Genomic DNA, 14,554 nt, shown 5'->3' on the forward strand with positions numbered 1-14,554 from the left:
ACGGAGAGCCGTTCGCTGATCGAAGCGGCCCCTTCCGAGGGCGAGCTAGACTGAAATTCGTCCGGCTCTGCCGACGCAATCGCGTTGGAGACGAAAAATGGACGAGAGACTCTGCAGAATGCTGGCGGATGCGCCACCTGCCACCTGGTCGCGTGCGATCACCAGGATCGCAGCGATCCGTCGGTATCTCGAGGAAGGGGATCGATCCGTCGAGTCGGTCGATCGACACGCCGCTGCTGCCGGGATCGGACGATCCCTCTTCTACCGATTGACCCGGACCTACTCGGTCGCGGACGTGAAGTCGGAAGGCAGATCGGATCGCGTGGGAGCATGGAACGTCCACGAGGGCACGTTGGACGCCGTTTCCGATGCGATGGACGAATTGGGCGCGGGCGCGTCGCTCTCGATGGTGCTCGAACGCTCGCGCGAACTCTGCCGTGCCCGAGGCGTGCCGCTGGCCACGAGCCAGATCGTACGGACGCGTTACGGCAGGAACGGCGCCGGTACGGCGATCGGCGAGAGGGTACGGCTGACCAACGACTTCGCCTTCGACCGGACGGCTCTGGAACTCGTGGTCCCGGGGGGCGACGGTATGCCTTGCCGGGCCGTTCTCTCCTGCATCGTGGACATGCGCGACGGAGTGTTGAGCACCCATGCACTCACGGCGGGGAATCCTAGCGCTTCGGACGTGCGGGACATGTTCGCGTTGGGTGGGGCTTCGATCGGAACCCTGTCGATCGCCGAAGCGGAGAGGTGCGCCCACGGCATCGACATCGCTGCGATCGCACGCGATTGGGGCTTCACGCCGTTACTCAACGACAGAAGACGGTCGGGCGCGATCGTCCGGGCGGCCGTAGGGTCCCGCCTCGGGCGCATCGAACTGGTCGAGCGGCGAGGGGATGCGGCAGTCGGAGCGAGCCATGTCGACCTCGGGACTGCGCGATGCGTCGTAGACCACTTGATCGATCGGCATGCGTCAGCCCGTCGGTCGTCCTATCCGACCCAACCGCGATCCTGAAGGATAGCTGATCGGGGTCTGGTACGAAATCCGTCCGAAGAGCCGTTCGATGACTTCCGCGTAGTCCGTGACCCGGGGATCGTCCTCGGCCTCCGAATCGCTGCGCATCGTCTGGTCGCCGAGCAATCGGTCGTTGCGCTTGTCGACTTCGAAGAGGAGTCCGTCCAAGGCGATCTGAACGTCCTCAGCGTCGAGGTCGACGAACCGCATCCGCTCTCCGCTCTCCATGGGATAGTCGTCGAGGACCGCGCGGGGGATCAGACGATAGGGACCCAGTCGCTCTCCGATCAGCTTCGTGAGTTCGGCACCGCTGCGACCAAGACTGCACACCAAGCTGATCGGCCCTATCGACGCGGCAGCCTTCCGTACTTCGACGAGATGGGAGGTGAGGATCGGGGGCACTACCCAAAACACGGTCGTCGGTTGGGTCGGAAGTATCAACCCCTTGTTCCTCAACGACCGCAGCCTGCCGTGCAGGTCTCGGACAGCCATCGTCAGACCGACGTCCGCTCGCTTCTCCACGAAGATGCCGACGCCCAGAACGATCGTGGTGCTGCGATCCACGATGAACAGACCCGTCGCACCGCGCCGCTGGTGGTCAAATCTGATCGATAGATTCAGCGGACACTGGTCTATGACAAGCTCACCTCCCGCACGGAGAGGATCAACCATCTTCGGGCGTTGATTCCGCAGAACGTGGACGCGCTCACGCAGCGCGCTCATCGCCGGAGCCTTCGGTGCCTCCATGCCGCGTGCGCTCAGGTCCTTTATCCCGGTCGTGATCCATCGCGATACGTCGGCGATAGAGATGTCCGGCTGTTCAGACATCACGGTCGCGATCCATTCGTCGATGGGTGAACCGAACCCGTCGCGCGCAGCCGAGGGTTTGATCCTGGTCCGGCGGCCCGGAACCAGACCGCTGATCGGTCCCGAATCGGACACGCGCTTCAGCAGGCCGTACATCGCGCTCTGACCGAGACCGAGTTCCTTCGCCGCATCCACGACGTGCTGCGTCCGTCGTTCCGTGGCGGGAGGCAGGCGCGAGATCTCCCGGAGCCGCTTGTCGACGGCGGAACGAAGCTCGGGCGCGAGCGCCGAATACAGCGCCATCTCACGTCGCACGTCGTCCTGCCATGCAGCCGCTTCCTGACTGGTCGCCCCCTCTGGCCTCGGCATGAGTTCGAGCACCACGGCATGCACTTGGGAAAGGGTTGGTGTCTCCGGCAGCATGACGCAGCGTCTACCCGACATGTGGCCGAAACGCAACATTATCCTTTAAAACCGCTAATACCATCGGGATAAGTGTGGAACATCCGATTTCGTCGTGCGATTGTTCGTTACAGACTTTCGGCAACGGTGTCGTTTTGTCTGTGGAGAACGTGGTTATGAGGGACATGTCTGTCAACGGGGCAAGTGGCCGAGCCCGGAGGCCGGTGCGCGGCCGGCACCAGAGGTGGACGAGAATCGACCGGCGTCGGTCGCAACTCCGTCACGAGGCTCTCCGCACGGTGGATGGGTGCTCGTTCACCCTGCCCGACGAAGGCACCACCCTGCTGCTCGCCGACGGGAAGATCACGGCCGTTCCGGTCGAGGGAGCCGACCCGTTCTACGTCATCACGAACGACGTCTGACGAGGCGCGTCCGGCGTCCGGCCCTGAGGGATCGGACGTCGATCAGCGCGACCCGTGCCGGCGGACGGCAATCGAGCGGTCGCGCCACCTCAAGCCCTGGATTAGGATAACGCGAGTGTTGGACAGCTACGACAACGGGACGACCATCGAGGTCGAACCGAGCATCATTCACGATCGGCACGTCGATGACGACGGTATCGATCCCGCCGACGGAGATCAGTCCGAGGTGCACGGCCTCCCGGCCGATGTGTCTTCTTCGAGCATCGCGGCGATCATGCTTCGCCTGCTGGCGGCTGAACCGTTCGAACTGGCGGGACGCCTCTACGTCGCGGGTGACGCGCGCCCACACCCCGACGTCCTCATCCTTCAGGAGATCGCCTGGGATCGGAATGGGCCGCTGCTGCTCGAACGCCGGCTGATGACGCTCGCAGCCCTGGAGTTCGCCGTCCGGCAGGACCGCGCACGGCCCGTACTGCCGGAGAACGTCGGATGATCGTGGATGCGGCACGTCCGGTGAGATCGAGGCGATCGGATCGGCACGGGTCGACACGGGACGCCGACGCGTCCGCGTTCGAGGCCGACGCATCTGCCTCCGCGAGCGACCGCGATCGTCTCGCGCCGATGCCGGCGGCCGGGACCGAACGGCGACTGCGGTTGGTCGTAGCCGGTACCGACGCAGCGGCGGCATCAGTCCCGGCGGCCAGGATCTACGTGGCCGACGACGGGGGGCCCATCAGGACCGTGATCGGAGCCGATCATAGCCATTTCGTCGGCGAGGAGGCATCGATCAAGACCGGCCTGTCCAACCCTTACGAAGGTGCCGTCGAGTACCTCCTCATTCGGGAGAGCGAAGTCCGTTACGACGTCCTCGCCTTCCGGACGCAGGCCATGCGGATGCGGGTGATGGTGGGTAACACCATGAGGGAGTGGATCTGCGACCATCTCAGGCAGGTCCGCGTGGGCCAAGCCGACGTCATCGAGGCGATCGAATGCAAGCCCGACATGTCCTACCTGGGCGACGTCGGCGAGCGCGCCAGGATGACCGCCGTCCGGAAGGTGGTCGAGAGTCTGGGTTGGCGCTTCCGCGTCATCTACGAGGCCGATGTTTTGGGCGGCGGTGAACGCCAGATCAACCTCGGCACCATAATGGCCCACAAGACCAAACGGGTGGGCGACGACCACCGCGCGGCCTTCGATCTTTTGGCCCGCGAGACGACGCATTCGACCTTCGGACGCCTGCGGACCGCGCTGTCCGACGTACGTCAGGAGGGAACCGCCCTCGCGCACGCCTTCATCTGCGAAGGTCGCGTACGCTTCGACCTCGATCGTCGTCTTCACGACGGATCGCCTGTCGAACTGCTGCCGCGTCCCAGCTTCACCCCGCGCATCTGGTTCTGACCCGGTGCTGGACAGTCTCCGCGGGCTGAAGGGCAGCCATTTCTGGTATAGGGGGCGCCCCTGCGTCTTCACGGGAATCGCTCCGAACGGTCGGGCCGTCTTCATGTCGGGCGACGGATGGATCCTGGAGGTGCCGGATCCGGAGACCGGCATGCCGGTCTGGCCCACCGTCGACATGGTTCTCCGTCTCATGGCCGCCGAGGCTCTGATCCTGCGCGCGGATCCCCTGAACGATCTCGTCCGTCGACGGGCGCGCAAGGCCGAGCCGACGCGGCAGGAACTCGTCGAAGCCAAACAGAAGACCGATCCGGACCAGGTCCGTGACAGGTGGTACATGTTGCGGGAGGAGGCCCTGTCCGTCTGGGATCGGGTGGGGCAGTGCGCGCTGAGCGAGCGAGGCATCGCGGAGTGGTGGAGGAAGCACTTCGACCTCGCCGACCTCGTCGAACGCTTCGGTCGCGTGCCCAGCGCCACTACCTTCCGCACATGGGTCAGGACCCGTGGTCGGCCGAACGACCGTCGTCCGGCCGACTTCGCCTCGATGAGCAACATCGTGCCGAGGCGTCGCCGGATCGATCCCGTCGTTCTGGCCATCATCAAGCACCATGCCCTGACGTTCCATTCGAAGCCCAAGCAGTCCATCAGCACGTACTTCAGAAAGGCGGCCGACGACGTCCTGCGCTATCAGCGCGGCGAGAACCTGGAGATCTTCGACTTCGAACGCGGTCTCGAGAAGCCCGAGGCCGAGGTCAGGATGTGCACCCGGCGCATCTTCACGATCGAGGTGGAACGGGCCAAGAGCGCTGCCGGCTTCGCCGTCGCCTACGGCACGCAGGCACGGCGGCAGCGTTTCGGCGGCGGCGGCGTCGCGCAGGAGCCGACGCGATACTTGGAAATCGTCCAGCTGGACGACACGCCCTTCCCGATGGTCTTCATCATCGATCCCGTGAGACGGGTGCCGGTGGGCGTCCCCACGGTGACGATAGCGCTGGACGTGTATACCCGCGCGATCGTCGGCTGGGACATCTCGTACGACGTTCCGAGCCATGCGACATACATGCGGACACTGCTGAGCACCGGTCTGCCCAAGGAGGTACCCGAAAGCTTCCGCAACATTCCGGAACTGGCCGAGATCTGCGGCAGGGTGGTCGGCTACTTCCTGGTGGACAACGCCAAGCATCAGGTCGCGCGCGCCGCGCAGGACGCGGGCGGAGACATAGGGTTCGGCGTCCGCTGGGCGGGGGCGAAGCAACCCACCCATAAGCCGCATGTCGAGAGTTGTCTCGGAACGCTGCAGAACATCGTTCGCGAGATGCTTCCCGCCGGCACCTGGGACATCCCGCTCATGCGCGAATTCGGATACGATCCGTCGAAGCACGCCGTCGCCACGCTCGAGCACTTCCGAATCCTCTTCGCCGAGGCGGTCGCCAGGTACCACACCAAGAACCACACCGAACTCGGTGATCGCCCGCCGTTGGACGTCTGGCGCGAACAGCGGGAGGAGCACGGGCTCGATTGGGTGCACGACATCGATCACTTCCGTAGAGCGATCGGCAACGTGTCCTACGCCAGCTTCCGCGGTGACGGTGCGGTGATCGAGGGTCTGCGCTACGGCTCCAACGGCACCGACGACGCCCATCCCTACTCGAACGAGGACATTCTCCACCATCTGGCACTTGCGAGGGGTCAGTCGTCACGCACGAAGAAGCAGACCTTCGCCGACGTCAAGATCAAATGGGATCCGAACGACCTGAGCAAGGCCTGGTTGTTCGACGAACATCTTCGCGAATACGTCCCCATCCCGTGCACCCGCCGCCGCTACGCCGATGCGCTCCCGCTGTGGCTGCATGACCGTTTGAAGGATTTCGCGAAGAAGAGGGCGCTCGCGTTCGAGGACGAGTTCGACATGCTTAAGGTCCGCGAGGAGTTCACCAAAACCTACGCCCGCGTGCTGCCCGAAGCCGCGATGGCCGATCGCCGCGCCGCTGCTCGCCTCATCGAGTCCGAGGAGGGGCGGAACTATCTGGGTAATTCCGCTGAGGTGCTGCGGATCGCATCGAGCCCCAGCGGCATGGAGAACAAGCTCTCCCACGACACGAGGGTCGCATCGCGTCGCGATGCCAACCGCATCGCTCCGCGCAGTTCGGGCCGCAACAGGCACAAGCACGACCGGCACGATCCCCGCGACGCCTCGCGCGAGGAGGCGCCGTCGGTTCAGGAGCATCGGGCCACGGATGACGACGCGTACGTCGGTCGTCGTCTCGATTCCGGCTGGAGCGACGGAGGCTACCAGTGACCCACCTGGAAAGGACCAAGCGATGACGAGCAGCAGGAACAGTCCCGTGTCGATCGGGAACGAACGCAGCCGGACCAAGCTGCCGCCGCGGCACGCCTGCGCGAAGGCGGTTCCGCCGAGGACCATCGCGGAACCGACCGATGACGCGGCTCCGCTGAACGCCCCGACCAAGGCGATGCTCCCATCGATGCTCGCCGACGTGGTAGGCAGCGGGCTCGCCGCGTTCGAGAGCATCATTCTGCCGACGCCACCGCAGATCACCGGCGTAAGGCAGATGGACACGTTGCGCATGATGGGTCTTAGGCAACCGGAAGGGCAGCAGCGCCGGGCGTACCGCTACCTCCAGCCGTCCGGTGCGGGCAAGAGCACCTGCGCCAGACTGCTCGCCGCCCATGTGGCGGGCCAGCCCGATCGTGATCCGGAGATGAAGCCGGTTCTCCACGTCACCCTGTCAACGACGGGCACCCCCAAGAGCCTGGCCAGCTCTATCCTGGGTGCACTCGGCGACAACTATTCGACCAGGGGCGAGGCCGAACTGCTGCTGAGGCGAGTGCGTCAGGGCCTCAAGGAGTTCGGTGTCGAACTGCTCATCATCGATGAACTCAACCACTTCAGGCAGAAGCATCTCGCCACGGACGCCGCGAACACCATCAAGAACATCCTGACGCTCGGCTGGGTGCCGATCGTACTCATGGGTACGACCGATGCACAGTCGCTCTTCACGAACAACCGTGAGTTGAAGATGCGTAGCGCGCCGCAGGTCGTCCTCGCGCCCTACGACCATCGGGTTGCCGCCGATCTCGAGATCTGGACGGAGTTCCTGCGACGTCTCGATGCGAGGATGGTGCAGGACGGTATTCTGTCGACCCGGTCCGGGTTAGGGGAGCCGACGCTGGCGAAGGATCTCTGCGAGGCGAGCAACGGTCTGATCGGCGAACTGCACAACATCATCCTCGCCGCCCTGGAACCAGTGCTGATGGCAGGGGAGAAGCACATCTCTTACGAGCGTCTGTCTGACGCCGTGGATGCGTGGTGCCTCCAGGACGGCACCATCGAGCACAATCCGCTCAAGATCCGCGCAGGCCGATAAGGCATGTCCGGTCCGCTGCTCTGGAAGGTCTCCCCGATCATCGGCGAATCCCTCATGAGTCTCGTCACTCGGGCGGCGGCCCGCAATCTGCTCCCGTCCTCTCACGTGCTGCTGGGCCAGGTCGGTGCGCCGCATGCCCAGAATCCCACCGTCGCGCTGTCCCCGATGATCGACGGTGATCGGCTCGCCACGATCTTGCGGGTGCCGGTGGAGGAGGTGGCGATGAGGAGGCATGCAGCATCCGGTAGGAAGGGCTTCGTCGACCACTTCGGAGTGGCGGTGCGGGCGGACGAGATCCTCTTCCGTCATCGCCGCTTCGCACCGACGTCGGTCGGCCGGAGCGCGCATGCGCGGGCGCTATGGTCGCTCAAGACCGTTCCGTGCTGTACGGAGAGCTGGGAGTACCTCCTCGACAGCTGTCCGTGCGGTGCGATCCAGGGTTGGCGGTACGCCGAAAGACTCGACCGCTGCGACATCTGCAACACGGATCTAGGCACGCTCCACTGCGCATCGGTGCCCGCCGAACTCCGTGACGATCTATCGTTCATCGTTGGGCTGCTCGACCCGCACCCGGAACGGCGCTCGGAAGCAAGAAAGCGTCTGCCTTCCGAGTTGAAGGATTGGGACGGCGGGATGGTCTTCGAACTCGCGCTCGCGTTGATGCCGCTGACCCGCAGCGGGCATCGTCCGATTCGAGGCACGAAGCCCGACTTCGAGCAATTGCCGAAGTACACCGCTTCGCTCGCCGAAGCAGTTCGAATCGTTCTGGACTGGCCTTCGTCGTTCGTCCCCGCACTGGAGGTCGCCGTGCATGAGCATGGTTGCTCGAGGCCGAACGTCCGCTACCCGGGCATAGGTCACTATGTCGCTGGGATGGACGGCGGGATCACCCCGGCACCCGTGACTGCGGCGATCAAGGAGGCCCTGAAGCCGATCTCGGACGGTGCGAAGCACACCATCGATATGCGGCAGGCCATGCGATTGACGGGACACCTCGAGTACGATCTGGCGATGGCGCGGCGGGCCGGTCGCCTGCGGACTCGGGTAGCGGTACGCGCCAACCGGATCATGCCGATGCTGGACCGCGGTGAGATCGAAACGGTGAAGGACTTTCTCCGCGCCAGGCTCGGTCCTGACCGTGCCGCCACGCTTCTCGGCCTGCCCGCTTACGCGATGCGGCTACTCGCCGACGAGGGGCTGATCGTCTTCGAATCCCATCCCTATCTCGTGGATCGATACGGCGAACATCAGATTGATGCGGCGCAGTTGGTCGATCTCGAGAGAGCGTTGCAGCGCGCGGCCGTGCCGAAGAAGGCGATCGCTGATGCGATCACGCTTCAGCGGGCAGCTCGTGCGATCGGCGGGGGGCCGAAACCATGGGGCCGGATGGTCAGGGATCTGGTCGATGGAATCGTGCCCTTCAGCATGCACGGCCGCAAAATCTCCGACATAGTGGTCGACCGGACCTACGCGCTTGATCTGCGATCGATTGATCTTGCATCGTCAACCGGCTCCGTTTTCGAAGGCTCCTGTTCCCAGCGGGATGCCACCGAGGTCCTCAACCTGCCGCTGAAGCATGCGCATCTCATCGCCGACGCGGCAGTCGGGCCACTCAACGGTGCGTGGAGCATCGAATGGAAGAAGCTCCTCCACAAAGCACGCACTCGGGTTACGTTGGCGGAGCTACAGGCGCGCACCGGGGTACATGGGTCGCGCTTGGAAGCTATCCTTGAGCGCAAAGGTGTTCTTCGAGCCGACGAGCTCGGCTGGCGGCGCAGCGAGGTACTGCCTGCCGTCGACCTTCTTGATTTCCGGTAGAGTTCGATACGCCCGAGGTGGGAAGAGGTGCTTATGCGCCTAAGGGGCGATAACGCAGCCCTTAAGGGGCAACGTCATGAAAAATGGTGCTGCCGGTGAGGATTGAACTCACGACCTCAGCCTTACCAAGGATGCGCTCTACCACTGAGCTACGGCAGCACTCGCGTTCACCGCGGGAAGCGCGCCTAGAGACGATCGGGCGGCCATTGTCAAGCGCCCGTTGTGCGGATTATGCGAAATGCCATGGCAAAAGACGAACGCGCGGAGCGGCTGGCGGCGGCGCTCCGGGAAAATCTGAAGCGGCGAAAGGCCCAGGCGCGGGAACAGGATGGCGTCCACACGCCCGATCCCGCCCCCCGCGACGCGCCCGCCTGACCGCTCAGCGGGGTGCGATCAGCCCCAGGATCAGGGTCAGGCCCCCCAAGCCCAGCGACAAGGCCCAGCGCAGCGGCGCCCAGCCGGTCAGGCTGCGCATCGCCGTGCCGACCCGGATGTCGGCGAGCGGCGAGACCATGACGACCAGCCCCAGCAGGATCAGCGCGATCCGGATCGACCCACCCGCCAGCAGCGGCGGCACCAGCAGCGCCCATCCGATCAGGCTGGGCAGCACGGCGAGCAGATAGGGCCAGCCCCGCTCGTCACGGCGAAGCAGTGCCTCCATCCACCACATTCCGCCCAGGAAGGACAGAATCAGCGCGGCATAAAGTCCTCCGCCGATCGTCGCGGGCAGGATGAGCGTCGGATCAACCAGCGCCAGCCCGACACAGGCCAGAGGCGGCAACACACCCGCCGCGCCTAGGACAAGCGGTGGTCGTGGCAGGTGAGTGTGGTTCATCGCGGCATTCCCGAAACATGGCGTTGCGGGGTGGCTTCGCAGGGGCCGCGTGTTGGTTCATTCGGGACAACGCCCATTCCTCCCCTGCAAGGGGAGGTGGCAGGGCGAAGCCCTGACGTAGGGGTGTCACGCTCTCGATAGGGGTGACACCCCTCCACCATGCTGCGCATGGTCCCCCTCCCCTTGCAGGGGAGGAATGGGATGTCAGATCTCCACCCGCAACGACGCGCGCACCGTCCTCGGCGCGCCGGGATAGATCCACAAACGGCTGTACGAACTCGCCGCATAGCGCGCGTCGAACAAGTTGTCGGCCTCCAGCCGGAAGCGCAGTCGGTCGGCGACGGGCACCTCGACGGCTGCCTTGGCCTTCACATAGGAGGGCAGGACCAGCGGCGTCGCGTCGAGCGAGCCTGCCCGGTCGCCGACATAGGCAATACCGCCACTCAGCTGCCAGTCGTGCCCGGCAACGGGCAGCTGGTGGACGACCAGCACCGTCCCCGAATGGGCGGGCACGCCGAGTACCGCCGGGGTGGCGAAGCTCTTGTCGTCGTTGCGGGCATGGACCCAGGCGTAATTGGCGATCACCTGCCACCGGCGGGCGAGGCGGAGCGAGGCGTCGGCCTCGATCCCCCGGCTGTTCATCCGGCCGACCGGCGCGTTGAAGCCGGGATCGACCGGATCGGTGGTCAGGATGTTGCTCTTGGCGATGTCGAACCAGGTCATGCCCAGGTCCAGCCCGGCCCAGCGCCCCGCGATGCCGACTTCGTAACCGCGCGCTTCCTCGGGCTGGAAACCCTCGCCGGTGCGGCCGGTGCCGGAATTGAGCAGGAAGGATTCGCCCCAATTGGCATGGACGGAGATGTGGTCGTCCACCGCATAGCGCGCGCCTGCGCGAAACTTGACCGGCTGGTCGACGATCTGCCCGACGCCGCCGGTGCGGTTGTTGACGATCTTCTGCCGATAGGGATCGACCCGCGCGCCACCGACCAGGGTCAGCCGGTCGGTCACCGCCCACATGTCCTGGACGTACAGCGTGCCCGCCCAGCGATTCTCGTCATTGTTGGTGAAGGGCAGAAGCGACGCGGCGTTCCCGCCATAGGTCGATGCCGGATCGTAGAGATCGACCGCATAAGGGAAAGCCGCCGACGGATTGCGCCGCATCCACCGCTCGCCATAGGTCATGCGATAGCCCTTGAGGCCAAGGCTCAATTGGTGCCGCCCGATCGTTCCCGCCAGCTCCAGCCGCGCGGCGAGATCGTCGATCACGAAGTCGCGCGAGCGGCGCTGACGCCAGACCTGGGTGCCGACGATGCGCGACTGGTCCGCCGAAAAGCCCTTGAGCGAACCCGTCCGCCAGACGATGCCGCCGTTCAGCGTCCATCCGTCGCCCAGCTGGGCCAGACCGGTCAGCTGGTGCCGCTCGTTGCGGAAGCGGGTGAGGCCGTTGGACGGCTCGCCGTAATAATTCGAGCGGGGCAGGGCATTGGCATCGTCGCCGACCGCCGGGATACCGCGATCGAAGGGCGTGTCGAACTGCATGAATTCGGCCAGATAGGTCAGGCGCAGCGAATCGCTGGGCGCCCAGGTGAGCGAGGGCGAGACCACCCGCCGCTTGAGCGACACCGTGTCGCGCCAGCCATCGCTGTCCTCGGCCGCGACGACGATCCGCGCGGCGAAGGTGTCGGAGAGCGGCCCCGTGGCGTCCGCCTCGACCCGGCGGGTGTCGAACGAGCCATAGGTGGCGGTCAGCCGGGCATAGGGGGTGAAGCGCGGCATCTTCGATACGATGTTCACCCGTCCGCCCGGATCGACATCGCCGAAAATCGCACCCGCCGGACCTTTCAGCACCTCGATCCGCTCGACCGTGGCGGGGTCGCGCGGCGGCACCATGCCACGATTGGCGATGAAGCCGTCGACATAGAATTCCGCGCCGCCGTCGGGCGTGCCGAGAAAGCCGCGAATCGCGAAATTATCGAGCACGCCGCCCCGATTGTTCTGCTGGCTGAACCCGCTGACCAGCTCCAGCGCGTCGTTCAGGCGATAGGTGCCCGCCGCCTGCAACACGTCCTGCTCCAGCGAGCGGCTGGACTGCGACATGCGCGCGGTCGCGGGGTCGGAGGACAGGGTGCGGTCGACCGAGTGACGGGTGCCCAGGACCACGATGTCCGAGCGATCCTCGGCCTTCTCCTGCCCTTCGCTTTCCTGTGCATTGGCGCATAGCGGCATGACGCAGGTGGTCATGGCAAGGGCCAGCGCGGCCAGGCGGGAACGGCGAAGTGAGTGGTCGGTGACGGCCATGGGTGATCCGGTAATGTGGTATGTTGCAACGTCTCATAGGGCGGCGATGCTGCAAGGCAACACTTCGGCCCGGCGATCCTGAAAAAAACGTCATGTCGCTCTTCATCGTCCGGGCTGGATGATGTGCGCCTTTGCCGCTAGTCCATCCGCCCGTGAGGATCGCGATCATCGACACCAGCACGACGCGCGCGGCGATCATCGCCGAGGGACTGCGCGAGGCCGGACTGGACGATCAGGTGCTGATCGACCCCGCCGGGCCGATCGTCCGCCAGATCGAGGCGTGCGCGCCCGAGGTGGTGCTGATCAATCTGGAAAATCCCGGCCGCGACCTGCTGGAGGATTTCTTCGCCATGTCGCGCGCGCTCGACCGGCCGATCGCGATGTTCGTCGACCAGTCGGACGCCGAAAGCGCGCTGGCGGCGGTCGATGCGGGGGTGTCGGCCTATGTCGTCGATGGCCTGGCCAAGCAGCGGATCAAGCCGGTGCTCGATGTCGCGATTCGCCGTTTCCAGGCCTTTTCACGACTCCAGGCCGAACTGGCCGAGGCCAAGACCGCGCTGGCCGACCGCCAGACGATCGACCGGGCCAAGGCGATCCTGATGCGCCGTCGCGGCATCGACGAGCCCGCCGCCTATGCGCTGCTGCGCGGCCATGCGATGCAATCCAACCGGCGCATCGCTGAGGTGGCCGAGGCGATTGTGACTAGCGACGCCTTGATGGGAGAGTTGCCGTGAGTCTCGACCGGTTCCGCATCGGCTTCGTGCCGCTGGTCGACGCCGCTTTGCCCATATTGGCGCATGAGCTGGGCTTTGCCGAGGAGCAGGGCGTGGGCATCGAAATGGTCCGCGACGTCACCTGGGCGGCGGTGCGGGATCGGCTGCTCTATGGGCATACGGACGCCGCGCATATGGTTGCACCGCTCGCCATCGCGACCGCGCTGGGCCGCGATCGCCCGGCGGTGCCGATGGCGGTGCCCTTCGTCTTGGGTCTGAACGGCAATGCGATCACCTTCTCGACCGCGCTGGGCGAGGCCTGCGGGCTGGGCGAAGGGCTGGGCGATCCGATCGCGGTGGGGGCGGCCCTGCGCGCAGTGGCGGCACGACAGCGGTTGCGCTTCGGCGTGGTGCATCGTCATTCCAGCCACAATTACATGCTGCGCTACTGGCTGGCCGGGGTCGGCATCCGGCCGGATACGGATGTCGATATCGTCGTGACGAGCCCGCCCTTCGCCGCCGATGCGCTGGCGGCGGGCGAGGTGGACGGTATCTGCGTCGGCGAGCCGTGGAACTCGATCGCGGTCGATCGCGGGGTGGGGCGGATCGCGCTGGCCACCGCGCAGATCTGGCGGCGCGGTGTCGAAAAGGTGCTGGCGATGCGCGGCGACCAGGCCGAAGAGCGCCGCGACGCGGTGCTGCGGCTGATCCGTGCGCTCCACGCGGCGGCGGCGCATTTCATCGATCCCGAGACGGTCGAGCAAAGCGCCGAAATCTTGTCGCGCCCCCATTATCTCGACGCGCCAATGGGGGCGATCCTGCGCGCGATTACCGACCGCATCCGCGTGGTGCCGGGCGGCGAGCCGGTCCATTATCCCGACTTCATGTTCCAGTATCGCGAGGCCGCGAACTTCCCGTGGCGCAGCCAGGCCGCGTGGCTCTACGCGCAGATGGTGCGGTGGGAGGGGATGCCCTTCTCCGGCGCCGACGCCGCGACCGCGCAAGGCGTGTTCCGCCCCGACCTGTACCGCGCCGCGCTGGCGGGATCGGGCGCGCCGTTGCCGGGGGCGAGCTCCAAGCTGGAGGGCGCACTGGTCGAGCCGATCGGAGCGGGCTCTACGCAAGGGCGGCTGATGCTCGGGAGCGATCCGTTCTTCGACGGGCGGGCGTTCGATCCGGATGATATTCCGGGGTATCTGGCGGCACTTCCCTGAAATTCCTCCCCTGCAAGGGGAGGTGGCAGGCCGTCAGGCCTGACGGAGGGGTGTAACCCTCTCGATAGCGGGACACCCCTCCGACCCGCTTCGCGCGCCACCTCCCCTTGCAGGGGAGGAACGGACTTGGTTTTGCTGCAGCCGCGAAAGCCTCTTGCGTGTCGTCCGCGAATCAGGCATTTTTCGAGCCGTCCGACAATGGCGTCGGATACGAGATAGCAGCGCAGGCCGCTCCAACGACGG

Annotated in this window: 13 protein-coding genes and 1 tRNA gene; 10 read left to right on the forward strand and 4 right to left on the reverse strand. The window is 65.6% G+C overall.

Annotated elements, in window-relative coordinates; translation table 11 throughout:
• Window positions 1–118 precede the first annotated feature (118 nt).
• Window positions 119–1,018, forward strand: coding sequence for a hypothetical protein (locus KV697_RS14190; protein WP_219018744.1), 900 nt, complete (start codon window positions 119–121; stop codon window positions 1,016–1,018).
• Here the strand turns inward: KV697_RS14190 and KV697_RS14195 are convergent.
• Window positions 977–2,248 (reverse strand): hypothetical protein, encoded by a 1,272-nt coding sequence (locus KV697_RS14195; protein WP_219018745.1) that lies wholly within the window; start codon window positions 2,246–2,248, stop codon window positions 977–979. The two genes, KV697_RS14190 and KV697_RS14195, sit on opposite strands and share 42 nt — an antisense overlap.
• Window positions 2,249–2,526: 278 nt before the next feature.
• On the opposite strand from KV697_RS14195, the gene KV697_RS20150 reads away from it, so the two are divergent.
• The 6 genes from KV697_RS20150 (at window position 2,527) to KV697_RS14220 (ending at window position 9,251) form a co-directional block, all read left to right on the forward strand.
• Window positions 2,527–2,649: a hypothetical protein gene (locus KV697_RS20150; protein ID WP_257575351.1), complete on the forward strand. Its 123-nt coding sequence runs from the start codon at window positions 2,527–2,529 to the stop codon at window positions 2,647–2,649.
• Window positions 2,650–2,767: 118 nt separating this feature from the next.
• A complete protein-coding gene (locus KV697_RS14200; RefSeq protein WP_219018746.1) occupies window positions 2,768–3,142 on the forward strand; it encodes a hypothetical protein in 375 nt (124 codons plus the stop codon).
• Entirely contained in the window at window positions 3,139–4,047 is a 909-nt protein-coding gene (locus KV697_RS14205) for a hypothetical protein (RefSeq protein WP_219018747.1), read from the forward strand. Before KV697_RS14200 ends, KV697_RS14205 begins: the two co-directional genes overlap by 4 nt.
• A 103-nt stretch (window positions 4,048–4,150) precedes the next feature.
• Entirely contained in the window at window positions 4,151–6,343 is a 2,193-nt protein-coding gene (locus KV697_RS14210) for a hypothetical protein (protein ID WP_219018748.1), read from the forward strand.
• Between the two features lie 46 nt (window positions 6,344–6,389).
• Window positions 6,390–7,433, forward strand: a complete 1,044-nt coding sequence (locus KV697_RS14215; RefSeq protein ID WP_219018749.1) for an ATP-binding protein — start codon at window positions 6,390–6,392, stop codon at window positions 7,431–7,433.
• A gap of 3 nt (window positions 7,434–7,436) precedes the next feature.
• Window positions 7,437–9,251 (forward strand): TniQ family protein, encoded by a 1,815-nt coding sequence (locus tag KV697_RS14220; RefSeq protein ID WP_219018750.1) that lies wholly within the window; start codon window positions 7,437–7,439, stop codon window positions 9,249–9,251.
• 84 nt (window positions 9,252–9,335) lie between these two features.
• Here KV697_RS14220 and KV697_RS14225 read toward each other — a convergent pair.
• Window positions 9,336–9,410, reverse strand: a tRNA-Thr gene (locus tag KV697_RS14225).
• Between the two features lie 84 nt (window positions 9,411–9,494).
• Between KV697_RS14225 and KV697_RS20155 the strand changes: the two genes are divergently transcribed.
• Window positions 9,495–9,626, forward strand: a complete 132-nt coding sequence (locus KV697_RS20155) for a hypothetical protein (protein WP_257575352.1) — start codon at window positions 9,495–9,497, stop codon at window positions 9,624–9,626.
• 4 nt (window positions 9,627–9,630) lie between these two features.
• Here the strand turns inward: KV697_RS20155 and KV697_RS14230 are convergent, their stop codons facing one another.
• Both KV697_RS14230 and KV697_RS14235 read right to left on the reverse strand, forming a co-directional pair.
• Window positions 9,631–10,086, reverse strand: a complete 456-nt coding sequence (locus tag KV697_RS14230; RefSeq protein ID WP_219018751.1) for a DUF3429 domain-containing protein — start codon at window positions 10,084–10,086, stop codon at window positions 9,631–9,633.
• Window positions 10,087–10,290: 204 nt separating this feature from the next.
• Window positions 10,291–12,384, reverse strand: coding sequence for a TonB-dependent siderophore receptor (locus KV697_RS14235; RefSeq protein ID WP_257575353.1), 2,094 nt, complete (start codon window positions 12,382–12,384; stop codon window positions 10,291–10,293).
• Window positions 12,385–12,536: 152 nt separating this feature from the next.
• On the opposite strand from KV697_RS14235, the gene KV697_RS14240 reads away from it, so the two are divergent.
• Both KV697_RS14240 and KV697_RS14245 read left to right on the forward strand, forming a co-directional pair.
• Entirely contained in the window at window positions 12,537–13,118 is a 582-nt protein-coding gene (locus KV697_RS14240; RefSeq protein ID WP_219018752.1) for an ANTAR domain-containing response regulator, read from the forward strand.
• Window positions 13,115–14,311 carry an ABC transporter substrate-binding protein gene (locus tag KV697_RS14245; protein ID WP_219018753.1) on the forward strand — a complete coding sequence of 399 codons (1,197 nt, stop codon included), beginning with the start codon at window positions 13,115–13,117 and terminating at the stop codon, window positions 14,309–14,311. Before KV697_RS14240 ends, KV697_RS14245 begins: the two co-directional genes overlap by 4 nt.
• Window positions 14,312–14,554: the final 243 nt, after the last annotated feature.

The organism is Sphingomonas sanguinis (assembly GCF_019297835.1).
Classification (GTDB): Bacteria; Pseudomonadota; Alphaproteobacteria; order Sphingomonadales; family Sphingomonadaceae; genus Sphingomonas; species Sphingomonas sanguinis_D.

Coding starts and splice junctions, on each gene's coding strand:
- KV697_RS20155 (WP_257575352.1), top strand. CDS start 9,495: ATGGCAAAAGACGAACGCGCGGAGCGGCTGGCGGCGGCGCTCCGGGAA.
- KV697_RS14230 (WP_219018751.1), bottom strand. CDS start 10,086: ATGAACCACACTCACCTGCCACGACCACCGCTTGTCCTAGGCGCGGCG.
- KV697_RS14190 (WP_219018744.1), top strand. CDS start 119: ATGCTGGCGGATGCGCCACCTGCCACCTGGTCGCGTGCGATCACCAGG.
- KV697_RS14195 (WP_219018745.1), bottom strand. CDS start 2,248: ATGCTGCCGGAGACACCAACCCTTTCCCAAGTGCATGCCGTGGTGCTC.
- KV697_RS14205 (WP_219018747.1), top strand. CDS start 3,139: ATGATCGTGGATGCGGCACGTCCGGTGAGATCGAGGCGATCGGATCGG.
- KV697_RS14210 (WP_219018748.1), top strand. CDS start 4,151: ATGTCGGGCGACGGATGGATCCTGGAGGTGCCGGATCCGGAGACCGGC.
- KV697_RS14235 (WP_257575353.1), bottom strand. CDS start 12,384: ATGGCCGTCACCGACCACTCACTTCGCCGTTCCCGCCTGGCCGCGCTG.
- KV697_RS14220 (WP_219018750.1), top strand. CDS start 7,437: ATGTCCGGTCCGCTGCTCTGGAAGGTCTCCCCGATCATCGGCGAATCC.